26 protein-coding genes are annotated in these 24,805 nt (G+C 66.0%); 11 read left to right on the plus strand and 15 right to left on the minus strand.

The genetic code is table 11. The features are described 5' to 3' along the window. Window positions 1–97 precede the first annotated feature (97 nt). From CAL18_RS16780 to CAL18_RS16800, 5 genes are all read left to right on the plus strand, one after another. Window positions 98–925, plus strand: a complete 828-nt coding sequence (locus CAL18_RS16780) for an isocitrate lyase/PEP mutase family protein (protein WP_094797488.1) — start codon at window positions 98–100, stop codon at window positions 923–925. A 115-nt stretch (window positions 926–1,040) separates the two neighbouring features. Further along, window positions 1,041–1,541, plus strand: a complete 501-nt coding sequence (locus tag CAL18_RS16785) for a methylated-DNA--[protein]-cysteine S-methyltransferase (protein WP_094797489.1) — start codon at window positions 1,041–1,043, stop codon at window positions 1,539–1,541. Next, window positions 1,538–2,140, plus strand: coding sequence for a DNA-3-methyladenine glycosylase I (locus tag CAL18_RS16790; RefSeq protein WP_094818373.1), 603 nt, complete (start codon window positions 1,538–1,540; stop codon window positions 2,138–2,140). Before CAL18_RS16785 ends, CAL18_RS16790 begins: the two co-directional genes overlap by 4 nt. A 99-nt stretch (window positions 2,141–2,239) precedes the next feature. Next, the gene (locus CAL18_RS16795) at window positions 2,240–3,019 is read left to right on the plus strand and encodes an META and DUF4377 domain-containing protein (protein ID WP_094818374.1); all 780 of its coding nucleotides are present in this window, start codon (window positions 2,240–2,242) and stop codon (window positions 3,017–3,019) included. A 122-nt stretch (window positions 3,020–3,141) separates the two neighbouring features. Continuing rightward, complete coding sequence (locus CAL18_RS16800) at window positions 3,142–3,582, plus strand: CopD family copper resistance protein (RefSeq protein WP_094797491.1); 441 nt, start codon at window positions 3,142–3,144, stop codon at window positions 3,580–3,582. 8 nt (window positions 3,583–3,590) lie between these two features. Here CAL18_RS16800 and CAL18_RS16805 read toward each other — a convergent pair whose 3' ends face one another. From CAL18_RS16805 to CAL18_RS16815, 3 genes are read right to left on the minus strand one after another with little or no spacing between them, the layout of a single operon-like run. Beyond that, window positions 3,591–4,409, minus strand: coding sequence for a substrate-binding domain-containing protein (locus CAL18_RS16805; RefSeq protein WP_094818375.1), 819 nt, complete (start codon window positions 4,407–4,409; stop codon window positions 3,591–3,593). Further along, window positions 4,406–5,179 carry an ABC transporter ATP-binding protein gene (locus CAL18_RS16810; protein WP_094818376.1) on the minus strand — a complete coding sequence of 258 codons (774 nt, stop codon included), beginning with the start codon at window positions 5,177–5,179 and terminating at the stop codon, window positions 4,406–4,408. The genes CAL18_RS16805 and CAL18_RS16810 overlap by 4 nt, the downstream gene beginning before the upstream one ends. Next, window positions 5,176–5,919: an ABC transporter permease gene (locus tag CAL18_RS16815; RefSeq protein ID WP_170940385.1), complete on the minus strand. Its 744-nt coding sequence runs from the start codon at window positions 5,917–5,919 to the stop codon at window positions 5,176–5,178. The genes CAL18_RS16810 and CAL18_RS16815 overlap by 4 nt, the downstream gene beginning before the upstream one ends. A 119-nt stretch (window positions 5,920–6,038) precedes the next feature. On the opposite strand from CAL18_RS16815, the gene CAL18_RS16820 reads away from it, so the two are divergent. After that, window positions 6,039–7,166 (plus strand): substrate-binding domain-containing protein, encoded by a 1,128-nt coding sequence (locus CAL18_RS16820; protein ID WP_094818377.1) that lies wholly within the window; start codon window positions 6,039–6,041, stop codon window positions 7,164–7,166. Here CAL18_RS16820 and CAL18_RS16825 read toward each other — a convergent pair. From CAL18_RS16825 to apbC, 12 genes are all read right to left on the minus strand, one after another. Continuing rightward, entirely contained in the window at window positions 7,163–8,029 is an 867-nt protein-coding gene (locus CAL18_RS16825) for a formate dehydrogenase accessory sulfurtransferase FdhD (RefSeq protein WP_094818378.1), read from the minus strand. The two genes, CAL18_RS16820 and CAL18_RS16825, sit on opposite strands and share 4 nt — an antisense overlap. Then, the gene (locus CAL18_RS16830; protein WP_094818379.1) at window positions 8,026–8,406 is read right to left on the minus strand and encodes a hypothetical protein; all 381 of its coding nucleotides are present in this window, start codon (window positions 8,404–8,406) and stop codon (window positions 8,026–8,028) included. Before CAL18_RS16830 ends, CAL18_RS16825 begins: the two co-directional genes overlap by 4 nt. Before the next feature lie 13 nt (window positions 8,407–8,419). Then, window positions 8,420–9,580, minus strand: a complete 1,161-nt coding sequence (locus CAL18_RS16835) for a formate dehydrogenase subunit gamma (RefSeq protein ID WP_094818380.1) — start codon at window positions 9,578–9,580, stop codon at window positions 8,420–8,422. A 12-nt stretch (window positions 9,581–9,592) separates the two neighbouring features. Continuing rightward, a complete protein-coding gene (locus CAL18_RS16840; protein ID WP_038852136.1) occupies window positions 9,593–9,820 on the minus strand; it encodes a hypothetical protein in 228 nt (75 codons plus the stop codon). After that, entirely contained in the window at window positions 9,817–10,446 is a 630-nt protein-coding gene (fdh3B, locus tag CAL18_RS16845; protein WP_026638948.1) for a formate dehydrogenase FDH3 subunit beta, read from the minus strand. The genes CAL18_RS16840 and fdh3B overlap by 4 nt, the downstream gene beginning before the upstream one ends. 11 nt (window positions 10,447–10,457) lie before the next feature. After that, the gene (locus CAL18_RS16850) at window positions 10,458–13,424 is read right to left on the minus strand and encodes a formate dehydrogenase subunit alpha (RefSeq protein WP_026638949.1); all 2,967 of its coding nucleotides are present in this window, start codon (window positions 13,422–13,424) and stop codon (window positions 10,458–10,460) included. An 11-nt stretch (window positions 13,425–13,435) separates the two neighbouring features. Then, window positions 13,436–13,642 (minus strand): hypothetical protein, encoded by a 207-nt coding sequence (locus CAL18_RS16855; RefSeq protein WP_038852151.1) that lies wholly within the window; start codon window positions 13,640–13,642, stop codon window positions 13,436–13,438. Window positions 13,643–13,754: 112 nt separating this feature from the next. Continuing rightward, entirely contained in the window at window positions 13,755–14,378 is a 624-nt protein-coding gene (locus tag CAL18_RS16860; RefSeq protein ID WP_026638950.1) for a TorD/DmsD family molecular chaperone, read from the minus strand. Then, a complete protein-coding gene (locus tag CAL18_RS16865) occupies window positions 14,375–16,471 on the minus strand; it encodes a 4Fe-4S binding protein (RefSeq protein ID WP_026638951.1) in 2,097 nt (698 codons plus the stop codon). The genes CAL18_RS16860 and CAL18_RS16865 overlap by 4 nt, the downstream gene beginning before the upstream one ends. 39 nt (window positions 16,472–16,510) lie before the next feature. Further along, the gene (locus CAL18_RS16870) at window positions 16,511–17,188 is read right to left on the minus strand and encodes a DUF3306 domain-containing protein (protein ID WP_051423689.1); all 678 of its coding nucleotides are present in this window, start codon (window positions 17,186–17,188) and stop codon (window positions 16,511–16,513) included. Then, complete coding sequence (locus tag CAL18_RS16875) at window positions 17,185–17,745, minus strand: DUF3305 domain-containing protein (protein WP_026638952.1); 561 nt, start codon at window positions 17,743–17,745, stop codon at window positions 17,185–17,187. The genes CAL18_RS16870 and CAL18_RS16875 overlap by 4 nt, the downstream gene beginning before the upstream one ends. An 8-nt stretch (window positions 17,746–17,753) precedes the next feature. Then, entirely contained in the window at window positions 17,754–18,842 is a 1,089-nt protein-coding gene (gene apbC / locus CAL18_RS16880; protein WP_026638953.1) for an iron-sulfur cluster carrier protein ApbC, read from the minus strand. Window positions 18,843–19,019: 177 nt separating this feature from the next. Between apbC and mobA the strand changes: the two genes are divergently transcribed. From mobA to CAL18_RS16905, 5 genes are all read left to right on the plus strand, one after another. Further along, window positions 19,020–19,613: a molybdenum cofactor guanylyltransferase MobA gene (gene mobA, locus CAL18_RS16885; RefSeq protein ID WP_026638954.1), complete on the plus strand. Its 594-nt coding sequence runs from the start codon at window positions 19,020–19,022 to the stop codon at window positions 19,611–19,613. Next, window positions 19,610–20,902 (plus strand): molybdopterin molybdotransferase MoeA, encoded by a 1,293-nt coding sequence (gene moeA, locus CAL18_RS16890; protein WP_026638955.1) that lies wholly within the window; start codon window positions 19,610–19,612, stop codon window positions 20,900–20,902. Before mobA ends, moeA begins: the two co-directional genes overlap by 4 nt. 20 nt (window positions 20,903–20,922) lie before the next feature. Next, on the plus strand, window positions 20,923–21,459 hold the full coding sequence (mobB, locus tag CAL18_RS16895) for a molybdopterin-guanine dinucleotide biosynthesis protein B (RefSeq protein ID WP_026638956.1): 537 nt from the start codon (window positions 20,923–20,925) through the stop codon (window positions 21,457–21,459). A 429-nt stretch (window positions 21,460–21,888) separates the two neighbouring features. Further along, window positions 21,889–22,650 (plus strand): NAD(+) diphosphatase, encoded by a 762-nt coding sequence (gene nudC, locus CAL18_RS16900; RefSeq protein WP_026638957.1) that lies wholly within the window; start codon window positions 21,889–21,891, stop codon window positions 22,648–22,650. 50 nt (window positions 22,651–22,700) lie between these two features. Continuing rightward, window positions 22,701–24,587: an LTA synthase family protein gene (locus CAL18_RS16905; protein WP_094818381.1), complete on the plus strand. Its 1,887-nt coding sequence runs from the start codon at window positions 22,701–22,703 to the stop codon at window positions 24,585–24,587. Window positions 24,588–24,805 lie beyond the last annotated feature (218 nt).

Raw genomic sequence — 24,805 nt, forward strand, 5'->3', positions numbered from 1 at the left:
TATACAGCAAAATTGCCTGCCGCCTGGTGTTGCAATGCCCCGCATGCCGGGTAAATTGTGGGGCACGTCCCGCCGCTATTCCACGGAGCCAGCCGTCATGACCGCCACTTTCACTCCCGCCTGCACAACCTTCCGTGCCCTGCACGAAAACGGCTGCTTTATCCTGCCCAACCCCTGGGACGCGGGCAGCGCCAGGTTTCTGCAAAGCCTGGGCTTCAAGGCGTTGGCCACCACCAGCTCGGGCATGGCCTGGTCTCGCGCCCGACCAGATGGCGGCGCAAGCCTGGACACGGTGCTGGCGCACCTGCGCACCATGGTGGCGGCTACGCCGCTGCCGCTGAACGCCGACTTCGAAAACGGCTATGCCGACGACGCCGAAGGCGTGGCGCGCAACGTGCGGCTGGCCGTCGAAACCGGCGTGGCGGGGCTATCCATCGAAGACGCCACCGGCGACGCCGCCCAGCCACAATATTCACTTGGCGTCGCAGTGCAGCGCCTGCAGGCAGCGCGCAGCGCCATCGACGCGGCGGGCACCGGCACATTGCTGGTGGGGCGCGCCGAAAATTTCATCGCGGGCAACCCCGACCTGCACGACACCATCGCCCGCCTGCAGGCGTACGCCGAGGCGGGGGCCGATTGTCTGTACGCGCCGGGCATACACACACGCGAACAGATCCGTGCGGTGGTCGCCGCGGTCGCGCCCAAGCCAGTCAACTTGCTGGTAGGCTCGACCACCGAACTCAGCCTGGACGACATCGCGTCGCTGGGCGTGCGGCGCATCAGCGTAGGCGGCGCGCTGGCGCGCTCGGCATGGGCAGGGTTTATGCGCGCCGCGCAATTGCTGGCACAGGGCCACCTGGACACCGCGTTTGCCGACGCGGCCCAGGGCAGCCAGCTCAATGCCTTGTTCGGCGCCCGCCCATGACCGGAAACATCCAGCGCAAGAAGGCGAGTGTGCGCCATGACGGCGACGCCTACACTGACATGACCACGCTTGCCTGCGCCCCCACGCGCAGGCAGCGCCCGCAAGGAGCCTGATCATGTCATACACCTGCAAGACCATCGCCACGCCCGTAGGGCAGCTTACGCTGGTGGCGCGCCAGATGAAGCTGGTGGCCGTTCTCTGGGAAAACGACCGGCCCGGCCGGGTCCCGCTGGGCCCCCTGAATCACGATCCGCACGATCCCGTGCTGTGCGAAGCCGAACGCCAGCTCGGCGAATACTTCTCCGGGCATCGCGATACGTTCGATCTGCCGCTGGACTTCCACTACGGCACCGAATTTCAAAAACAGGTCTGGAACGCGTTGCTGACCATCCCGTACGGCCAGACCCGCAGCTATCGCGACATCGCCGCGCAGATCGGCCGCGACAAGGCGGTGCGCGCCGTGGGCGCGGCCAATGGTCGCAACCCCTTGTCGATCGTGGCGCCTTGCCACCGCGTGGTCGGCGCCACCGGGCAGCTCACCGGCTTTGCAGGAGGCCTGCGCGCCAAGGCCCTGCTGCTGGCATTGGAAACCAAACAAGGAGAACTCGCGGCATGAACACGCAGCGCAGCGTCATCATCGGACAGGACGGGCTTGCCCGGCCGCCCTGGGCAGCGCACGATCCGATGCTGCAGCACTATTACGACACCGAATGGGGCATGCCGGTGCGCGACGAACAGGGGCTGTTTGAACGGCTCAGCCTCGAATGCTTCCAGTCGGGGCTGTCGTGGGCCACCATCCTGCGCAAGCGCGAGGCCTTTCGCAAGGCATTCCGCCATTTCGACCCCGATGCGGTGGCGGCCTTCAACGCCAACGATATCGACCGCCTGATGGCCGACGCGGGCATCGTGCGCAACCGTGCCAAGATCCTGGCAACCATCAACAATGCGGCGGCCACCATCACGCTGCGCGCCGACGGCGGCCTGGCGGAATTCATCTGGTCGTTCAAGCCCCCCGCCACGCCCGAGCCGCGCACGCTCGACGACATCCCCACGGTGTCCGAAGCATCCACCGCACTGAGCAAGGCCTTGCGCAAGCGGGGGTTCTCGTTTGTGGGGCCCACCACGATGCATGCACTGATGGAAGCCGTGGGCATCGTCGACACGCATCTGCTCGACAGCCATCGGCGGGGCAGTTCGGGGGTTTGGCCGCGCTGACGTTGCCGCGCGCACAAACGCCCGTGCGTGGCGCACGGCGCGGAAGTCGCGCCATAATCAAGGGGTCGGCCTCTCTGCAGGCAGCTACCGGGAAAGCCCATGTATCGTTCACTGTGCCGCTTCTTCCTCATCAGCGCCGCGGGCATGCTGGCCGCGTGCGCCACCAGCCCGTCGTCCGATTCCGCGCCAGCCGCGCTGTCGGCCTATCACTGGGACCTTGCCCAGGCCCATGACGGCAATGGCGCGCCGCAGCCTGATTGGGCGCCCCCCGCCACCCGCCAGGGGCAGCCCCTGCGCCTGAGTTTCGCCGACGGCCGCTTGTCGGTGTCGGGCCTGTGCAATCGCCTGGGCGCCAGCTATACCCTGCAGGGCAGCAGAATCAGCATTTCGCCTGTGGTGGGCACCATGATGGCCTGCCCGGAAGCCGCCGTCATGCAATACGAACAGGCGTTGGGCCAGCGCCTGCCGCAGGCCGCCGCCTGGCGCATCGACCAGGGCCAGGGCGGCCCCGCGCTGACACTGACCTTCAACGATGGCGCGACATGGACGCTGACGGGCACGCCTACCGACCAGACACGCTTCGGCACGGCAGGCCAGACCCTGTTCATGGAAGTCTCCGCGCAGCGAGTTCCCTGCTCGCACCCCTTGGTGCCCGGCAAACAGTGCCTGCGGATCCGCGAGGTTCAGTTCGATACGCAGGGCCTGAAAACCGGCCACGGCGAATGGCAGGCCTTCTATGACGAAATCGAGGGGTACACCCATGAGCCCGGCGTACGCAACGTACTGCGCGTCAAGCGCTATGAACGCCCGCAGGCGCCGGCCGATGCCTCGCGCTACGCATACGTGCTGGACATGGTAGTGGAAAGCGCCCGCGAATAATCGATATCGCGGCCGCGGCGCACGGCCCGGCGCAGGCTTGATCGCCGTCAAGGGCGCCGCGGCCTGCGTCGATACAACATCGAACCTGCGCGCCGCCCTCGCCCCTTTTTCCGCCCCATGCCATGGCCTATCCCATCCTGCTGATCGTGCACCTGTTTGCCGCCATTGCATTCGCCGGCACGGTGTTCTTCGAAATCATCATGCTGGAAGGCGTACGCAGGCACGTGCCGCGTGAAGCCATGCGCGTCATCGAAGCGGCCATAGGCGCGCGCGCCCGCCGCATCGTGCCGTGGATCATCCTGGCGCTGTATGGGGCCGGGCTGGGCCTGGCGTGGCAGCACCGGCACGCGCTGGCCCTGTCACCGGCCGGCAGCTTCGGCGTATTGCTGTGGTTGAAGATCGCATTGGCCGCAAGCGTGTTCGGCCACTTTGTCGCGGCCATGGTGTTGCAGCGCCGCGGCCGCCTAAATGGCCGCAACTCGCACCGCATCCACGTCAGCGTGTTCTGTCATGTGCTGCTGATCGTCTTGCTGGCCAAGGGCATGTTCTACCTGCACTGGTAGACGCCGCGCTATTGGCCGGCGTTCGGGAAGAACAGCTGCTGGCCATTTACCTTATAGGCGGCAATGGCGTCCTGGCCGGCCTTGGACGTCACCCAGTCTACGAACTGCTGGGCCTGCTTGGCCTTGACGTGCGGGAATTTGGCGGGGTTCACCACCATGACGCCGTACTGGTTGAAAAGCCGCTTGTCACCTTCGACCAGCACAGCCAGATTGCCGGGGTTCTTGAAGCTGAGCCAGGTGCCGCGGTCGGTCAGCGCATAGGCATTCATCGATGACGCCATATTCAGGGCGGGGCCCATGCCGCAGCCACAGGCCTTGTATCCCTTGCCCTGGTCTTGAACCTGTGCCGCCTTCCAGAATCGCAGCTCGGCAGCGTGGGTGCCGCTCTTGTCGCCGCGGGATACGAACGGCGCGCTGTCCTGCGCGAGTTCGGCCAGCGCCTTGACGATGTCGCTGCCCTTGACGCCGGCCGGATCATCTGCGGGCCCCACGAGCACGAAATCGTTGTACATCACCGGATAGCGCTTGGTGGCATAGCCGTCGGCCACGAACTTTTCTTCTGCGACCTGGTCGTGCACGAACAGCACATCGGCATCGCCGCGGCGCGCCATGTCCAGCGCCTGGCCCGTGCCCTGCGCCACCACTTTGACGTCCACGCCGCTTGCCTGCTTGAACGCCGGCAACAGATGCGAAAACAGGCCGGACTGCTCGGTAGAGGTGGTGGACGCCATGACGATTGTTTCGGCGCTGACCACCGGCGACACCACAAGCGTCGCGGCCAGCAGCGCCGGAGCGCCGGAGCGTCGCAATAAGTTGGTGAGTTTCATGTTATGCGTTCTCCTTTGACGAACAGGCGCGCCGCCTCGGGCAGCGGGCCATAGAAAAAATCGTCGACGGGCAGGTCGGTGATCACCTGCCCGCGCTCCAGGTAAATCACGCGGCGCGCCAGGCGCTTGACCTGCCCCAGGTTGTGGCTGCTGAACACCATGGCGGGCGCGCGATCCGCGCCGCCGCTGGTGAACGCCTGCATCATCTGCTCGACATCGCGCTTGGCGTGCGGATCGAGGCTGGCGGTAGGCTCGTCCAGCAGCAGGACGTCGGGCTGCAGCGCCCAGGCCCGCACCATGGCCAGGCGCTGCTGCTGGCCACCGGACAAGGTCTTGGCATTGCGCTGCGCCAGTTCCGACATGCCCGCGCGCGCCAGCGCGTCCTGGCCCCGCATGCGCGCATCCCGCCAGCGCATGCCGCGCAGCCACAGGCCCAGCGTGACGTTGTTCAGTGCCGATGTGCGCAACATATAAGGGTGCTGGAACAGCATTGCCTGGCGGCGGCGCGCCAGGCAATGCGCCACCCCGCGCGTGGGCTGGATCAGGCAATGCAATAGACGCAGCAAGGTGCTCTTGCCGCTGCCATTGGCGCCCACCAGGGCCACGCATTCGCCGGCGTGGATCTTCAGCGACACCCCGCGCAGCGCCCGCACCGCGCCGTAATCGACGTCGACCTCGTGCAGGTCGAACAAGGGCCCAGGCGCGACGGGCGCACGGCTGTCGGCTGCGCCGACGGGGCCCGGAGCCGTTTCGATGCGCAGGCCTTTCATCGCACAGCCCCCGCCGCCCCGAACAGGCCCGACAGCCCGGCGTCGCGCCGCTCGCGCCAGCGCCGCACAAGTGCCGCCAGAATGTTGAGCAACAGCACGACCAGCAGCAATATCAGGCCCAGCGCCACCGCCAGCGGCAGGTCGCCCTTGCTGGTCTCGAGTGCGATGGCCGTCGTCATGACGCGCGTGTAGCCTTCGATGTTGCCGCCCACCACCATCACCGCGCCCACTTCGGAAACGGCGCGCCCGAAGGCGGTAATCACGATGGTCAGCAAGGTGAAGCGCTCGTCCCACACCAACAGCAGCGCGCGTACCATGGAGCGCGCACGCAATGAACGCAATTGCTCGCCATGATGGCGCTCGGCGTCTTCGACCGTCTGGCGCACAAGCGCGGTAACGATGGGCACCACGAGCACGGTCTGCGCCAGCACCATGGCCTGGAACGAGAACAGCCAGCCTAGAAAGCCCAGCGGGCCGGAATGAGACAGCAGCAGGTACACCACCAGGCCCACCACCACCGAAGGCAGGGCCAGCGACGTATTCAGCAGCGTCAACACGATGCCGCGGCCACGAAAACGCGCTACGGCCAGCCACGATCCGGCGGCCATGCCGAACACGCACGCCAGCAGGCACGCACAGGCGCTGACGGCCAGCGATCGCGCCACGATGGACAGCAGCACTGAGTCGGCCGTCGCGATAAGGTGGATTGCGGTCAGGACGCTGTCGGCCAGGGTATTCATGATGGTCTTGGTCTGAGGTGTACTGAGGGTATCGCAGCAGTATCATGCAAGCCATATGAAACGGATTGCATAAGTCCGACGGCCTGTCCGGCCCGGGCGTTTAAGGCATACTCGCGAACGTGCATCGTATCGACCTTACCTATCAGCTTGGCGCCGACAGTGACGCCGCCCCGGCCACCATCGGCAATGCGCTGATGGACCTTCTGTTTGCTGTGCGGCAGCACGGCTCGATATCGGCCGCTGCCAAGGCGCTGGGCCTGTCGTACCGGCACGTGTGGGGCGAACTCAAGAAATGGGAACAGACCCTGGGCCGCACCCTGATCGTCTGGGACAAGGGCCAGCCCGCGCGCCTGAATGAGTTCGGCGAAAAACTGCTGTGGGCCGAACGCCAGGCGCAGGCGCGGCTGGCTCCGCAGATCAACGCGCTGCGCGCCGACCTGGAACGCGCCTTTGCGGTGGCGTTCGACGACGCTGCGCATGTCGTGCCGCTATACGCCAGCCACGACGACGCGCTGGGGGCGCTGCGCGACCACGCGGTTTCCAGCGCGAAGCTTTATCTGGACATCCGCTATACCGGCAGCGTCGATGCCATCCGCGGCCTGAACGAGGGGCGTTGCGTGATCGCGGGGTTTCATACTCGCCACGATCCGGTGCCCGGCTCGCTGACCGAGCGCATCTACAAGCCGTTGCTCAAGCCCGGAATGCACAAGATCATCGGCTTTGCACAACGCAGCCAGGGCCTGATCGTGGCGCGCGGCAATCCGTTGGGCCTGCGCACGCTGGCAGACCTGCTGCGGCCTGGAACACGGTATGTAAACCGGGCGCTGGGCACGGGCACCCGCGTGCTGTTCGACGAATTGCTGGAGCAGGCAGGCCTGGCATCGGCCGATGTCGCGGGCTATGCGCGCACCGAGCCGTCCCACACTGCAGTGGCCCATGCAATTGCGGCGGGCACGGCCGACGCGGGCCTGGGCATCGAGTCGGCCGCGCGGCAGCACCATCTGGACTTCTTGCCGCTGGTGCAGGAAAGCTATTTTCTGGTGTGCTTGAAATCAACGCTGGACCTGCCGTCTACGCGGGCCCTGCTGGACGTGCTGCGCAGCGCGCCCTGGCAGGCGGCGCTGGCGCGCATGCCGGGATACGCGCCGGCGCAGAGCGGACAGGTGCTGTCGTTGCGGCGCGTGCTGCCATGGTGGAGCTTCCCGCCCAAGCCGCCCGCACGCGGCGGGCGCGGCGGCCCGCGCTAGGTCGCGGCCAGGCGCGAGGTCGCCAGCTCGGGCTGCAACACCAGCCGCTCGGGCGCTGTGTAGCACACGAAATGCCGGTTCACGGCCCTGCCGATGGCGCACAGGCCCAGGCCGCGCGCGAGCTCGTAACCCATTTGTGTAATGCCGCTGCGAGACACCACGACGGGCACGCCCATCTGCGCCGATTTCATGATCATCTCGCTGGTCAGCCGGCCGGTGGTGTAGAACACCTTGTCGGCGCCGCCCTGCTGCGCGGGCGGCTGCAGCCACATCCAGCCGGCCAGGGTGTCAATGGCGTTGTGGCGGCCTACGTCTTCCACGAACATCAGCATCGTCTCGTCGCGAAACAGCGCGCAGCCATGCACCGACCCCGCCGACTTGTAAGTGGTTTCCTGCAGGCGAATAGCGTTGAGCAGGCCATACAACTGCGCCTGCGTCAGGCGGGCGTCCGGGTCCAGCCGCACCTGGTCGAGCTCTTCCATCAGGCCGCCGAACACGCTGCCCTGCCCGCAGCCCGTGGTGACTACGCGCTGGGCCGTACGGGCCTCGATATCCGCGATGCCGTGGCGGGTGACGACGGACGCGGCGTTGACCTCCCAGTCGACCATAATGGATTCGACTTCGTGCACGTCGCGGATCAACCGCTGGTTGCGCAGATAGCCCAGCACCAGCAGCTCGGGCATTGCGCCCAGCGTCATCAGGGTGACGAGTTCGCGGCGGTCGACGTAGATCGTCAACGGCCGCTCGGCCGGAATCGAGATGACTTCTGACGCGCCGTGCTCGTTGACGACAGTGACTTCGCGGGTAAGCGGCGCGCGCGCCTGCGTCAGGGTCGGCAGCGATGCAGCGCGGGCTGTGCTCACTTGGACGACTTGTCGCCTTCGGCCTCGGTCTGCGGCGAACTGGGCGGACCGGCGGCCGGCTCTGCCGGAGAATGCGCGCCGGACCCTTCGCGCGGCTGCACGGACGCCGGCGCGTACACAAAAGGCCCCGGGTCCACGCAGGCCGAGGTAGGCACGGGCTGCACAGGCTTCTTGCCGTCGCCCTGGACGCGGGACAGATACTCTGCGGCCACCCGGTCTTGCGCTTCGCACAACTGGTAGGCCGCCACCTTTGCGCTCCAGGCGGCGCGCGCCTTGGCTTCTGCGGCCTTGGCCTGTTCGGCGGCAGTGGGCTGCGGCAGCGCCGCCTGCGCGGTGGCGGCAAGCAGGGTAAGAGAAAATGCGGCAAGCAGTTTCATGGCGTACTCCTTATCAGGCGCCGGCCGGGCGAGCGCCCTGGCGCTTGGCGCTCTTGGGACGCGTGCGCTGGGCCGGGATCTTGCCCGCCTTGATGTCTTCGTACCAGACGTCATGGTGCTCGCGGGCCCAGGTCTCGTCAACGTAGCCGGTTTTCATGGCCTTGTAGGCGCCTTGCATGCCTATCGTGCCCAGGTAGATGTGGCCCATGATCATGCACATCATCAGGATGACCGACACGGCATGCACCATGTGGGCGATCTGCATATTGCCGCGGGTGTACACCAGGCTGCCCGGTATCACGCGATCAAGGAACAGGCCCGATGCCACGACGATGATGCCCAGCGCCAGCATGCCGAACCAGAACATCAGCTTCTCGCCCGCGTTGAAGCGCCCGGCCGGCACGTGCTGCGACCGCAGCAGGCCGCCGCCCTTGCGCAGCCACGTCCAGTCGTAGCGGCGGAATATGTTGTCTTTGACGAAGGTAAGCAGCACCACCGCCAGCGACACCGCAAACACCGGTCCGACAAAGTTGTGCACCGTCTTGAGCACCCACGTCAGCCAGCCGAACAAGGCGCTGCCCATCCAGGGCAGCATGATGTGCCTGCCAAAGGCCATGACGATGCCGGACAACGCCAGGATGACGAATGCCGCCGCATTGACCCAGTGGGCCGCCCGCTCGAAGTAGGTAAAGCGCTCGATCTTGCGGCCGGTCTCGGCCTCGCGCAGCTTGATGGAGCCCTTGGCCAGGTAGAACAGCAGGATCGCCACCAGGGCGATCAGCAGCAACCCGCCGCCATAGGGAATGATCCAGTGGTTGCGCACCTGGCGCCAGGCCTCGCCCGCGTTGGTGTACAGCGACCCGGGATACTGCACGAAGCGCTGGATCAGCACGCCGGCTTCCGGGGCCTGCGTGCGCGGCAGGCTGCTGTAGCCCGGCTCGCCGGAGTTGACCTGGCGCCACATGGGGGCATTGTTGCCGGGCTGTACCTGGGCACGCTGCGCGTTGGTCTGTTGGGCGTAGCCCGGCAGCTCGGCCGCGTCGGGCTTGACCTCGAAAATATTGGCGCTCTTGATGCCGCCCAGGCCGCCGTCGGCCGGCGCGGCAGTCTGTGCCGCCGCCGGCGCCGCCAGGGCCGCGCCGATCAGGATTGCCGCGAAGATTGACCGTACCATGGCAGCCTCCGGTCAGTTGACTTTGTTGTACTCGTTCTGCCCGCGCTGCGTGCGCAGGTTGAGCTCACGCGACCAACTGGCTTTATCGCCAGGCTTCCAGCCCGGCGCGACGAAATTGCTTCCGGTTCCTGCATACAGGGGCTCGCCCGTATTGGTGCCGGAGCGCACTTCTTGCGAGGGTTCGGAACACGCCGCCAGCGCCAGTGCCAGCAGCCCTGCGTAGGCTATGCGCGTCATCATGATTTGCCCTTTGCGTCTGCGGCGGGCGGCTGGCCCGCCTGTTGCGACCCATAGGCCGTGCCCCAGCCCCAGACTTCCGCGCCCTTGCCGCGCGTGACCACGCGGGTACGGAAGATATCCGCGACCACATCGCCATCGCCGGCCAGCAACGCCTTGGTGGAACACATTTCGGCACAGGCGGGCAGCTTGCCCTCGGCCAGGCGGTTGCGTCCGTACTTTTCGAATTCGGCTTCGCTGCCGTGTTCTTCGGGACCGCCCGCGCAGAAGGTGCACTTGTCCATCTTGCCGCGCACGCCGAAGGTGCCCTGCGAGGGGAACTGCGGCGCGCCGAACGGACAGGCGTACGAGCAATAGCCGCAGCCGATGCAGGTGTCTTTGTTATGCAGCACCAGGCCTTCTTCGGTGTGGTAGAAGCAATTGACCGGACACACCGCCATGCAGGGCGCGTCGCTGCAGTGCATACAGGCCACCGAGATCGATTTTTCGCCAGGCACGCCATCGTTCAGGGTGACCACGCGACGGCGGTTCACGCCCCATGGGATCTCGTGTTCGTTCTTGCAGGCGGTGACGCAGCTGTTGCATTCGATACAGCGTTCTGCATCACACACAAATTTCATTCTTGCCATGACGCGTCTCCTCAGGCCTTCGCAATGTTGCAGATGGTGGTCTTGGTTTCCTGCATCATCGTCACAGAGTCATAACCATAGGTGGTGGCGGTATTGACCGCTTCGCCGCGCACCACGGGCGCCGCGCCTTCGGGGTAGCTCGACAGCAGGTCGGCCCCTTGCCAGTGGCCCGCGAAGTGAAACGGCATGAAGGCGGTATCCGGACCCACGCGCTCGGTAACCAGGGCCTGCACGTTCAGCCGCGCGCCAGTAGGCGTGCTGACCCACACGCGGTCGCCGTTGCGGATGCCCCGCTCTGCCGCCGCCTTGGGGTTGATTTCAACAAAGCTCTGTTGTTGCAGCTCGGCCAGCCACGGGTTGGAGCGCGTTTCGTCGCCACCGCCTTCGTATTCGACCAGGCGGCCCGACGTAAGAATGATGGGGAACTTCTCGTAGAGCCGGTCGGCCACGTTCTTTTGCTGCAGCGATGTGTACAGCGTGGGCAGGCGCCAGAATGTCTTGAGGTCGTCGTGCGACGGATACTTGGCGACCAGGTCCGGCCGCGTGCCGTAGATGGGCTCGCGGTGCTGCGGAATGGGGTCGGGGAAGTTCCAGACCACGGCCCGCGCCTTGGCGTTGCCGAACGGATAGCACCCGTGGTTTTGCATCGTCACACGGATAATGCCGCCCGACGGGTCGGTTTTCCAGTTCTTGCCTTCGGCCGCCTTCTTTTCGGCGTCGGACAGTTCGTTCCACCATCCCAGCTTCTTGAGCAGGATATGGTCGAACTCGGGGTAGCCGGTGGTCAGGTCCGCGCCCAGCGAATGCGAGCCGTCTTCGGCCAGCAGGTTTTCGCCGTCGCGCTCTACGCCGAAGTTGGCGCGGAAGTTGCCGCCGCCGCGCATGACGTGCAGGCTGGTGTCGTACAGGTTGGCGGTGCCGGGATGCTTGAGTTCGGGGTTGCCCCAGCACGGCCAGGGCAGCCCGAAGTAATCGCCGGTAAGGTCATAGCCCGTTTCGGGGTCTTTGCCGCCCTTGGCGCGCAGGGTCTTGACGTCGAACACATGCATGTTGCGCATGTGCGCCTTCAGGCGCTCGGGGCTCTGACCCGTGTAGCCGATGGTCCAGACGCACCGGTTGATTTCACGCAGCACGTCTTCGATCACGGGCTCGTCCATGCCCTTGACCTTCTGCATTTTGTAGTTCTTGACGAACTCTTGTCCGAAGCCCAGCTTTTCGGCCAGCTGGTACATGATCATGTGGTCGGTGCGGCTTTCCCACAGAGGCTCGATGACGCGCTCGCGCCATTGCAGCGAGCGGTTCGACGCGGTACAGGAGCCGCTGGTTTCGAACTGCGTGGCCGCCGGCAACAGATAAACCGCCCGGTTGGGGTTGAGGTCTTCGGGCTTGCCCGGCATGGCGGCCATGGCCGCGGTGGCCGACGGATACGGGTCGACCACCACCAGCAGGTCGAGCTTGTCCATGGCGCGCTTCATTTCGAGGCCGCGCGTCTGCGAGTTGGGCGCGTGCCCCCAGTAGAACACCGCGCGCAGGTTGGTGGGCTGGTCGATGACGTCGGGGTTCTCGAGCACGCCATCGATCCAGCGCGATACGGTGATGCCCGGCTTGGTCATCAGGTCGGGCGAGGCGTACCGGCTCTTGATCCATTCGTAGTCGACGCCCCACGCGTCGGCGAAGTGCTTCCACGAACCTTCGGTCAGGCCATAGTAGCCAGGCAGGGAGTCCGGGTTGGGCCCCACGTCGGTGGCGCCTTGCACGTTGTCGTGGCCGCGGAAGATGTTGGCGCCACCGCCGGAACGGCCGATGTTGCCCAGCGCCAGCTGCAGGATGCACGAGGCGCGCACCATGGCGTTGCCGATACTGTGCTGCGTCTGTCCCATGCACCACACCACGGTGCCCGGGCGGTTCTCGTGCAGCGCCTTGGCCACGCTGAACATGGTGGCTTCGTCAACGCCACAGGCCTCTTCGACTTTGTCGGGCGTCCACTTGGCCAGGACGTCGGCCTTGACCTTGTCCATGCCATAGACCCGCGCATCGATATAGGCCTGGTCTTCCCAGCCGTTCTTGAAGATGTGATACAGCAGGCCGAACAGAAACGGGATGTCGGTGCCCGAGCGGATGCGCACGTATTGGTCGGCCTTGGCCGCCGTACGGGTAAAGCGCGGATCCACGACAATCATCTTGCAGCCCGATTCCTTGGCATGCAGCATGTGCAGCATGGAAACGGGGTGGGCTTCGGCGGCGTTGGACCCGATGTACATGGCGACCTTGGCATTCTGCATGTCGTTGTACGAGTTGGTCATGGCGCCATAGCCCCACGTATTGGCCACGCCGGCCACCGTGGTCGAGTGGCAGATGCGAGCCTGGTGGTCGCAGTTGTTGCTGCCCCAATAGCTGACGAACTTGCGCAGCAGGTACGACTGCTCGTTGCTGTGCTTGGACGAGCCGATCCAGTAAATGGAATCCGGGCCGCTTTCCTTGCGCAGCTGCATGAGCCGTTCCGAAATCTCGGTCAGGGCGGTGTCCCAACTGATGCGTTGGTACTTGCCGTTGACGAGCTTCATGGGATAGCGCAGGCGATGTTCGCCGTGGCCGTGCTCGCGCACGGCGGCGCCCTTGGCGCAGTGCGCCCCCAGGTTGATGGGCGAATCGAAGACGGGTTCCTGGCGCACCCACACGCCATTCTCGACCACCGCGTCGATCGCACAGCCCACCGAACAGTGCGTACAGACGGTGCGATACACGCTGGTCTTGGTATTGCCGACCGGCACCTTGCGGTCTTCGGCGGCCCGCGCGGGCTTCACAAGGGCCAGCGGCGCGGCGGCCAGGCCGGCGCCCACGCCTATGCCCGAACGGCGCAGGAAGGTGCGGCGATCCATGGTGGGCAGCGCCTGCGACATGCCGCGGCGCAGGCTGTGCATGAATTGGGTTTCGGCCGCGGTATCCCGTGCGGCAGCGGTTTTTTTGGTAAGCAGCATGCCGGACTCCGTCAGACGAGCGTGGTTTTGTAGTACCGCTTGACGTGTTCGCTTAAGCGATAGCCGCCGCCCCGCTCTGGCGGCGTAGGCGTGGCGGCCGCAGGTTGCGGCTGCGTAGCCGCTCCAGGCAGGGCGGCCGCGCCCGCTACGGCTGCGCCGGCCGTCGCGGCGCCAGCCAGAAACGCCCGGCGTGAGAGTCGTGGGGAGGTCTTGGACATGTCTGTCTCCTCTGGACCAGCGAGATATGAAATGCTTTGCATACTGTACCCTGTACCTTGCCCTGGGGCAATTACGCCGCCACGGATGCGAATTAAGAATCAGTGCGCTCGCTCACGCGAGCATGTCGAAGCCCTGGGCCTCTACGTGCATGAAATCACGCGTGAAGTCGGCCGCGTGGGCATAGAAGCGCGCTGCGGGATGCATGGTTATTGCATCGCACAAATCGCCCACCCATGGCTGAAGATGCGCCCGGAAAAAAGCACTTTGCTGCGTCAGGTTGGCCACCGCGGCATCCGGCCCGGTAATGAGCCAGCGCATGACTTCGCAAAGATAAGCGAGGTGGTCTTCGGTTTCCGGCATGGCGGGGTCGCGCTCCAGGCCGAGGGCGGCCAGATCGTCGCGCAGCCGCACCAACGGCTTCTCGTTCAGGAAGCCAGCCAGGTAATGCGAGCCGAACAGATAGATCTCGGGCTTGCCGACACCGCCGTACAAGGCTTCGTATTCGGCCTGTATGGCCGCCGCGTCGAGGTCGCGCGCGGCAGCGGCCAGGGCATTCCAGGAAGCCTCGAGCAGGCTGCCGGGCGCGGCCGGGGCAGCATCGCGCAGGGTCGCCAGCAAGTCGGCGCCCGGCGCGGCGTAATAAAGGTGTGCAAGCAGGCCGTAGATTTCGCCGCGGGCGACGTCTTCGTCGAGCCCAGCGGAGGGCATGGCAACAGGCGGAGCGGAAGCGTTCATAGGTCGGTGATCCGGACTTCGTCGGACGCTGAGTACAGGTCGATCACGCGGCAGTCGCCGCACATTTTCAGGCGCTCGAGCGCGGCGCCCTGGAACATGGCGTGGCCCTGCAGGCGCTGCAGCATGGCGCCTACGCCTTTTTGCGTGCCGAAGGCATTGCCGCAGCGCACGCAATGGAACGGCTGCGTTTCATTGAGCACCACCGCTTCTTTGCGACGCTCGGACAAGAGCAGGCGCGGCACCAGCCGGATCGCATTTTCGGGGCAGGTTTTTTCGCAAAGACCGCACTGCACGCAGTTCTTTTCAATGAATCGCAACTGCGGCAGCTGAGGGTTGTCTTGCAGCGCGTTGGCCGGACAGGCGCTGACGCAGCTCATGCACAGGGTACAGGACTGGGTATCGACTGCAACCGCGCCAAAAGGCGCGCCCGTACCGGGAACGCCGGCAGGCAATTCGATGGCTTCCGGCAAAGCGCCCGGTGCGTGGGCGATAAGATGGTCCAGCGCCAGGGCGAGTGTGGCGCGCTTTTCGGGCGCGGCCGCAAAACGCGCCGCCTGCGCAGGCCCGCCGGGAGCCTGCGGCGCCAGTTGCTGCAAATGCGCGTCCAGCGCGTCGGCCGTATCGGCGCGCAGCAAATGCAGATGGCGGCCTTCGTAACCCAATCCGTTGAGAATGGCCTGGGCGGATTCCATCTGGGCCTGCAGGGCGTCGAAATACTGCGGCGCCTCTTCGTCGGTGGCCAGCACGGCGACTTGCGCGGCGCCGTAGGCGATGGCGGAAAGCCACAGGTCGACGCCCAGGCTGGCGGTATGCCACAGCGCCACGGGAATGACGTTGGCCGGCACGCCGTGCGCCAGCTTGAGCTGAGCGGCGCGGCCCAGGGTTTCGATAAGCTGCTGGCCGTGCTGCTGGCTGTGCAGCAGCAACACCGCGTCGCGCCCGCCCGCCTGTGCATAGGTGGACAGCAGCGTACGCAGCTTGCGGGCCTGGTCGGGGTTGCGCGGGTAGCTGTACGACATGGCCCCCGACGGGCACACCGTCGTGCAGGCGCCGCAGCCCGCACACAGGTGCGGATCCACGACGATCTGCTGGCGGCGCTTGTCGCTGCGTATGGCTTCTGCCGAACAGACGTCCACACAGGCACTGCAGCCTACCGTCTCGTTGCGGCTATGGGCGCACAGCGACTGCTTGTAATCGAAAAACTTGGGCTTTTCGAACTCGCCCACCATGTCGCGCAACTTGAGCAGGACGGCGGGGTCGCGGCCATCCCACACAAAATAGCCCTGCGGCAGCTCATGGCGGCGCAACTGCGGCGTGGCGCCAAGGTCGAGCACCAGATCATATTGCTCGGTGAACTGGCGAGGCGGGCGCTGGAAATCGATGGCGCCCGCCACCGTACAGGACGCCACGCAGTCACGGTGCGCCTTGCACAGCGTGGTGTCGACCTGGTAGTCAAAACCGATGGCGTTCTCGGGACAGGCAGTCAGGCATGCGTTGCAGCGGGTGCAAAGATCCAGGTCAATGGGGTTGTCCTGCGACCAGGTGAGCTCGAACGCCCCCAATCGGCCCTGCAACCGGTCGAGCCTGCCCGCCAATACGGGATAGCGGCGCGCCTGGGCGCCGCCATCGCGGCCCGCATTCTGCACGAACAATGTCACCTGCAAGGCGTCATCGAGCAACGCCGCGGCCTGCTCGGCGCGGTCGAGCGGGCCGATGATCAGTAGGCGGCCGGCGCTTTGGTAGGTAACCGAGGGCACCGGGTCGGGGTCGGGCAGATGGGCAGCCGCCAGCAGGGCCGCCAGCTTGGGCATGGCCTGCGCGGCGTCGCGGCTCCAGCCGCCGGTTTCGCGGATGTTGACAAACCGCACCGGCGCCACGGCGCCCTCGGTGGCGCGGCCCAGTTCGCCGAACAGGCGCTGTTCTTGCGTACAGGCCACCACAACGGGCCCCGCGCCGCGCACCGCCTGCTGGAAATCGCCCGCCTGGTTGCGGCACAGCAGGGAATGTGGCGCAAGGGGCTCGCCCAGCGCGCGACCGAGTTCTTCGGGCGCCAGCGGCATGGTGCGGTTGCAATCGCAGATCAGAGTGGTCATAGATTCTGTTGCGTAAAGAAGTCGAGCCTGCCCGCGCGCTTACCGGTTGACGTCCGGGTCGGCGCCGGCGGCAGGCGGGACAGGGCACTGTACCCCTTCTTCGCCCGAACGCGAACTGGCCGATGGTTCAGAGCCGCCCTGCAAGGGGGCATCCGGCTCGGCCTGCGTACCGGCGGGGCCTATGGCGGGCTGCGCGTCTTGCGCGTCGGACGGGGCAGCCGCGGCTTGCCCGGCGCGGGGCCCCGGCGCGGCGTCGACCTCGTCGTCGTCGTCGAACATGGCCAGTGCGCGCGCGCTGGCCAGTCGACGCAACATCGACGCAGGCATGGGCTCCATGGCCGAGTAATCGTCAATATAGACATCCAACCCGTCCATGATGTTGAAGTGCGGGTCGGCAAACAGTTTCTTCAGGGCGGCGTTTTTGATTTCGGGGGCCACCTGCCCCGAAACGAAGGGCGAGAAATCGGAATCGGGCGTCAGGGCCCGCACGTCGTCCAGCGTCAGGGCCGGCGGCTCTTGGCGGGCGTCCGCCGGATGCTGCTCCGGCGCCATGGGCGCGCCAGGCGCGGCTTCGACAGGCGCGGCCGGCTCAGCAGGCGCGGCGTCTTGCGCCGGGTCGGCTGGCGCGGGCACGTCGTGCTCAGGCGTGCCCGCGCGCGCCTTAGCCTTGCGCCGCGCCCAGCGGCGCAGGAAACCATCGTGCCCCGCGTCGTTCATGGCTGGCCTTCGCCACGGAATTTCTTGATCGTGGACACCGAGGCGGGATTGCCGAAGCGATCCTGCAGCGTCTGGAAGCTCGCGGGGCGCTTGCGCCGCTTGGGCTCGGGCACGTAGTAACGCGCAATGAAGGCGTTGAGCCAGTCGACGATCATGGGCGGCGCCGGCACCTGCTCGACGGTTTCCTGGGCGTCGAGCCAACGGCCGGCATCGTGATAGCTGAGCGTGACGATTTCGGGCCGCGCGCGCGGCTCGCCGCCATCGGCCGGCTCATGCATGCGCCACAGCACGAACCAGCATGGGGCGGGCGTCGTGGCGTTGAGCACGTAGCCTTCGACGTCGTCTTTGAACAGGCGCACGGTGAAGCCGGGGTGCAGCCACCGCTCGTGCGCATCGTCTTTATAGAGCAGCCGTTCGCTGTCGCCGAAGGTTTCTTCGTTGGCCACGACGTCATCGAGCACCCAGCGCCATTCCTGCCAGCGGCTCATGGGCCCGGTGATGCGCTCTTTGCGCATCACCACGGCAACGTCCAGGCTGATGGGAAGGGTGTCGTTCATGGCGTAGCCTACTTGACCCGGCTGATCGCAATGGCGGAAAGCTTGGAGGAATGGTCTTTGGCCATGCCTGCCATGGCCACCGCCACCTGGCGGGCCACTGATTTATAGATGCCGGCGATTTCGCCATCGGGGTCGGCCACCACGGTGGGCTGGCCGCTGTCGGCCTGCAGGCGGATGTTGATGTCCAGCGGCAATGCGCCGAGGTACGGCAGGTTGTAGTCGGCTGCCATTTTCTTGCCTCCGCCGGCGCCGAATATATGCTCGGCGTGACCGCATTGGCTACAGACATGCACCGCCATGTTCTCGACCACGCCCAGGATCGGCACGCCGACCTTTTCGAACATTTTCACTCCCTTTCGGGCGTCGAGCAAGGCGATGTCCTGCGGGGTGGTGATGACGACCGCGCCTGTTACCGGCACCTTCTGGCTGAGCGACAGGTGGATGTCGCCGGTGCCTGGCGGCATGTCGACGACCAGGTAATCGAGGTCTTTCCAGTTGGTCTGGCGCAGCAGTTGTTCGAGCGCCTGCACCGCCATGGGCCCGCGCCAGATCATGGCCTCGTCGGCATCGACCAGGAAGCCGATGGACATGACCTGCACGCCGTAGTTTTCGAGCGGCTCCATGGTGGTGCCGTCTTCGCTTTGCGGACGGGCGTCGATGCCCATCATGAGCGACTGGCTGGGGCCGTAGATGTCGGCGTCCAGCACGCCTACCCGCGCGCCTTCGGCGGCCAGCGCCAGGGCCAGGTTGACGGCCGTGGTGCTCTTGCCGACCCCGCCCTTGCCCGAGGCCACGGCAATGATGTTCTTGATGTTGGGCAGCAGCGCCACCCCGCGCTGCGCCGCGTGGGCCACGATGACCGAACGCAGGTTGACCGAGACATTGCCCACACCCGGCACGGCGCGCGCGGCGGCGATCAGGGCGCTGCGCAGCGCCGGGATCTGGCTCTTGGCCGGGTAGCCCAGTTCGACGTCGAAGGCGACGTCGGCGCCATCGATCTGAAGATTCTTGACCGTTTTGGGCGTGGCCACCGGCCGGCCCGTGTTGGGGTCGATGACGGCCTGCAAGGCCTGAAGTAATGTATCTGAGGCGACCATGGGGTCTTTTACGCAAAAAATAGAAGAAAGCCGCTGCCGCGGCCGCTCGGTTCATGTTAGCAGAGGGGCTTGCGCCGCCGCACGAGCGCCGGCATGGAAAGCGCAGCGACCCGTTGCCGCTGGTCTATACTGGCCGCCAGACCGCGACGTGGAGCGCGGCCTTTTGCATCGCGTGCCATGATCGATAAAGCAGATATCACGGGCCTGATACTCGCGGGCGGGCGCGGCAGCCGCATGGGCGGCGTCGACAAGGGCCTGCAGAACTACCAGGGAATGCCCATGGCCGTGCAGGCGCTGTTGCGCCTGTCGCCACAGGTGGGCCACACCATGATCAACGCCAACCGTAACCTGTCGGCCTACGAGGCCATGGGCGTGCCGGTATGGCCCGATACGCTGCCCGACTACGCCGGCCCGCTGGCCGGCCTGGCGGCGGGGCTGGAACGCTGCGAAACGCCCTATCTCGTTACCGTGCCGTGCGACTGCCCGCGCTTTCCGCTGGACCTGGTCGAACGCCTGGCCGAGGGGCTCGCGCAGCATGACGCAGACATCGCCATGGCCGCCACGCTCCAGAACGGCCAGATGCGCACACAGCCGGTGTTCTGCCTGCTCAAGAGCACTCTGCTGCCCAGCCTGATCGGCTTCTTGCAAAGCGGCCAGCGCAAGATCGACGCCTGGACAGCCACGCATCGCTGCGTCGAAGTCAGCTTCGACGACGCCCAGGCCTTTGCCGGGGCCAACACGCTGGCCGAACTGCAACAGCTTCAGATATGACTCGCCCCTTGCCTCCCAGCCTGGCGTCCATCGCCTCTTGTATCAGCGGCTACGATCCGGCCGCCCTGCCGGTCGAACAGGCCCGCGCCTTCATCGACCAGCTGGTGCCCCGCCTGCGCGCCACGGAAATGCTGCCTTTGCGCTCCGCGCTGGGCCGGATACTGGCGCGCGACATCATTTCGTCCCTGAACGTGCCGGCGCACGACAATTCCGCCATGGACGGCTACGCGTTCGCGGGCGCCCAGCTTTTGCCGGACGCCGACACCATCTTGCAGGTGGTGGGCAGCGGCATGGCGGGCGAGCCGTACGCCGGCCAGGCGGCCTCCGGGCAGTGCGTGCGCATCATGACCGGCGCGGTCATGCCGCCCGGCCTGGACACAGTCGTGCCACAAGAGTTCGTGCGCCAGGAGGGCGACCGCATTGTTGTTCCGGCGGGCGTCGTGCAAACGGGCGACAACCGCCGCCTGGCGGGCGAAGACCTGGCCAAGGGCGAGGCCGCCCTTGCAGCCGGGCGCGTGCTGCGTCCGGCCGATATCGGCATGCTGGCCTCGCTGGGGCAGGCCGAAGTGCCGGTCGTGCGGCGGCTGCGCGTGGCGTTCTTTTCCACGGGCAACGAACTGCGCTCCATCGGCGAGCCGCTGGACGAAGGCTGCGTCTACGACAGCAACCGCTACACCCTGCACGGCATGCTGCAGCGCCTGGGAGTCGACCTCATCGACATGGGCGTGGTGCGCGACGACCCGCAGGCCCTGGCCGACGCATTCAGCGCCGCGGCGGCGAACGCGGACGCGGTGATCACATCGGGCGGGGTCAGCGTGGGCGAAGCCGACCACACCAAGACAGTCATGGCGCAACTGGGCGACGTGCTGTTCTGGCGCATTGCCATGCGGCCCGGCCGACCAATGGCTATCGGCCGCATCCAGGCCGAACACGGCGACGCCATCCTGTTCGGCCTGCCGGGCAACCCCGTGGCCGTCATGGTGACTTTTTACGCGCTGGTGCGCGACGCGCTGCTCACCATGGGCGGCGCCACCCCGCAGCCGCTGCCGCTGCTGCGCTGCGCCGCCGCGCATCCCATACGCAAGAAGCCGGGCCGCACCGAATACCAACGCGCCATCGTCTCGCCGGCTGCCGATGGCGGCTGGCAGGCCGCCACGACCGGGTCGCAGGGGTCGGGCATCCTGCGCAGCATGAGCCAGGCCAACGGCCTGATGGTGTTGCACCACGACCAGGGCAATGTCGCCGCCGGCGAACTGGTAGACGTACTGCCTTTCGAGGGCCTGCTTTGAACGCCATGCACGAGCCCCGCATGACCCGGATCATCGGCTTTGCCGGCTGGAGCGGCGCGGGCAAGACCTCGCTGCTCACCAAGCTGATACCGTGCCTGAAGGCGCGCGGCTACAGCGTATCGACGCTGAAGCACGCCCATCACGCCTTCGACATCGATACGCCGGGCAAGGATTCCTATCGCCACCGGGAAGCCGGCGCCACCGAAGTGCTGGTAGCCTCGTCGGCGCGCTGGGCGCTGATGCATGAATTGCGCGGCGCCACCGAACCGGAGCTGGGCGAGTTGCTGGGCGCCATGAGCCCTGTGGACTTCATCCTGGTCGAAGGCTTCAAGCGCAACGCCCACATCAAAATCGAAGTCCATCGCCAGGCCAATGGCAAACCGTGGCTTTACCCCGATGACCCCAGCATCGGCGCTATCGCCAGCGACATCAAACCGACGGGCGCCGCGCTGCCGTGGGTATCGCTGGACGACTGCGAAGCCGTGGCCGACCTTGTGGTTTCACTGGCCTGGCCGCTGCCCCTGGCCGTGGAACGGCTCGGCGCCCAGCCGGTTTGACCGGCGGCGCGGCCGGATAGGTGTCCGACACCCTTCGGGAGTCAGACACCACACATGCCAAGCGCGATGCCGGAATGACGCGGCCAACGCAACGGTAAAGGTGTCTGACTCCCGAAGGGTGTCAGACACCGCCAACGCCAAGCGCGATGCCGGAATGACATCACCGACGCAACAGCAAAGGTGTCTGACTCCCGAAGGGTGTCAGACACCGCCGATGCCCAGCACGATGCCGAAATGACGTGGCCAACGCAACGGTAAAGGTGTCTGACTCCCGAAGGGTGTCAGACACCCCCCTTACAGATACCTGAAGCCGCCTCGTTGACACTTGGTAACCGACTGGGGTTATCCCAATAGCGAAGCGTGCCCGATCTGGCATTAAATTACGCGCTGCGATCGACATCCGACCGGACACTTCGTAAGGAAGCACCCTTGAATTTCATTTTTCGTGGTAATGAGCTGCTGGTCCACGAAGCCGGCATCGCCTTGCCCGATGCCAGCGCCTGCGCATTGCTGGGCCTGCAGCCTGGCGCCTTGCAACAGGTTTGGCTGGACGACCCCTCTATCCGTACCACGCATGTACCGGCGACGTCCGAAGCGCCCCCGGGGTACGCGTTTCGCAGCCTGCGTGGGCTGCTGTCGGAACTGGGCGAACACGCGGCGCTGGCCGGCCGCGCATTCCAGATTTGCGAATGGGCCCGTACACATCGGTACTGCGGCGTATGCGCCACGCCCATGCAGCCGGCCGGCCACGAGTTCTGCATGCGCTGCCCTGCCTGCGGCATGTCGGCCTACCCCCGCATATCGCCCGCGATGATGGTGCTGGTGCGCAAGGGCGACAGCATCCTGCTTGCCCGCCATGCCACCTATGCCACGGCGCGCCATACCGCCCTGGCCGGTTTTGTCGAGCCCGGCGAAAGCATCGAAGACGCGATCCATCGTGAAGTCATGGAAGAGGTAGGGCTTGCAGTAGACAACCTGCGCTATTTCGGCAGTCAGTCGTGGCCGTTTCCCCATTCGCTGATGATCGCCTTTACCGCTGAATACGCGGGCGGAGAAATCCGCCTGCAGGCCGACGAGATCGCCGAAGCGAATTGGTACGGGCCGGGCGATGCCCTGCCCCAGATCCCCATGCGCGAATCCATCGCTGGCCGCCTGGTGCGCGCAAATCTTCCGGCCGGCGCCTGTACCTGACTCTGCACCGCCTTGTGCCGGTACCCGTGTACCGGTGCATGCCGGATCCTATGCGACATTCCACACTTCTCTTTATCGGCGCGGCCTACGCGTTGCTGACCCTGAGCCGCCTGGCGCTTTCCGCCTGGCAATGGCGACGCGTCCAAAAAGCCGGCGGCCTGCGTCCCATACTGCTGGGCGGGCTGCGTATCGACACGCACCAGATCGCGGTATTGGCCGCCCTGCCGGCGGTGCTGTCGCCCTGGCTGGGGCATCTGCCCCAGGCCGCCGCGGCCACCAGCATCTGGCTACAGGTGTGCTGGGTCCTGCTGGGTTTTCTGGAAGTCGCCACCCCGGCCTTCATCACCGAGTACGACACCCGGCCCAACCGCCTGTTCGTGGAATACCTGAAGCATCCGCGCGAAGTATCGGGCATGCTGTGGCGCGGCTACAAGCTCGAACTGGCCGCTGCCGTCGTATCTGTGGCGGCGCTCATTGCCGTGGGGCACGCGTTGTTCGGCGAGCCGCTGCCCGACGCGCGCTGGGCGTGGTGGCAGATGGCGCTGGGCAGCCTGGGCGCGCTTGCCGCGGTAATTCTGGCCATACGCGGCACGCTGGGCCATCGTCCCATCAATCCGTCCACCGTGGCGTATTGCAACGACGGCATGTTGAATACGCTGCCGCTGAACTCGCTGTACAACGTGTTCTACGCCGTGTACAGCATGAAGAACGAGAAATCCGCCGCTGCCGTGTACGGCCGCATGCCGGGCGACCGCATGCACGACATCGTGCTGTCGTGCGCGGGCCTGCCCGTTCCGCCCACGGTGGCCACGCACCCCAGCGTGCATCGCCAGGAGCCGACGCGGTCGCGCGGGCGGCCCGCCAATATCGTGATCATTCTGGAAGAAAGCCTGGGGGCGCAGTACAGCGCCGCGCTGGGCGGCGCCAACCTCACCCCGCACCTGGACGCCCTGGCACGCGAGGGTTGGGCGTTTGCGCGGGCCTACGCCACCGGCACGCGTTCCGTGCGCGGCCTGGAAGCGGTAACGGCAGGCTTCCTGCCAACACCGGCGCAGGCCGTGCTCAAGCTGCCTGCGGCGCAGCGCGGGTTCTTTACGCTGGCCGATGGCCTGGGGCGCCAGGGATATCGTTCGCGCTTCATCTACGGCGGCGAGTCGCACTTCGATAACATGAAGGCCTTCTTCCTGGGCAATGGTTTCGACGAAATCATCGACCTGCCGGACTTCAAAAACCCGGCGTTCGTAGGCACCTGGGGCGCGTCGGACGAAGACATGTTCACGCAGCTGGACGCGCGCCTGCGCGCCGATGGCGATCAGCCTACGTTTACGCTGGCCTTCAGCGTGTCGAATCATTCGCCCTGGGAATACCCCGCGGGGCGCATCCAGGTCGACGGCAACCCCGCCACGGTAGAAAACACGGTGCGCTACGCCGACTGGGCGCTGGGGCAGTTCTTCGAGCGGGCGCGCCAGGCGCCGTACTGGGAAAACACCGTGTTCCTGGTGGTGGCCGACCACGATTCGCGCGTGTTCGGCGACACGCTGATACCGGTGCGCCATTTTCATATTCCGGCGGTGATCCTGGGCGGCGGCATCGCGCCGCGCCGCGAAGACGGCATCATCAGCCAGATCGACCTGCCGCCCACGCTGCTGTCGCTGGCCGGCGTAACCTGCGCACACCCGATGCTCGGCCATGACCTGACCCGCAGCATTCCCAACCGCGCGATCATGCAATACGAAAGCCACTACGGTTATTTGAAGGGCGATGACCTGCTGGTACTGCTGCCGGGCAAGGCGCCGGTGCAGTTCCGCTACCAAATGCCTGATTACTGCGCGGCAGTCGAAGTGGACCAAGCCCTGGCCGAAGAGGCGCTGGCTCATGCGCTGTGGCCCAGCTGGGCCTATCGCGAAGAGCGTTATTGCTTGCCGCCTGCTTCCTGAGCGGCGGGACCTTTACGCAACGGCGCGCGCTTCACCGGAGACGGGAAAGAGCCAACAGGCCGGCAAGAATGCCAAGGTGTCTGACACCCTTTGAAGTGACCCCCAAAAGTTGGATATCAACTTTGGGGTTATTTCATGGAGAAGTACAGTGAATCGGTCAAACTGGCGTCGGCTCAGGAGTATTGCGAGGGCAATGCCGGGATTGCGGCGGTAGCGCA

Origin of the sequence: Bordetella genomosp. 7 (assembly GCF_002261415.1) — a bacterium.
Lineage (GTDB): Bacteria > Pseudomonadota > Gammaproteobacteria > Burkholderiales > Burkholderiaceae_B > Bordetella_A.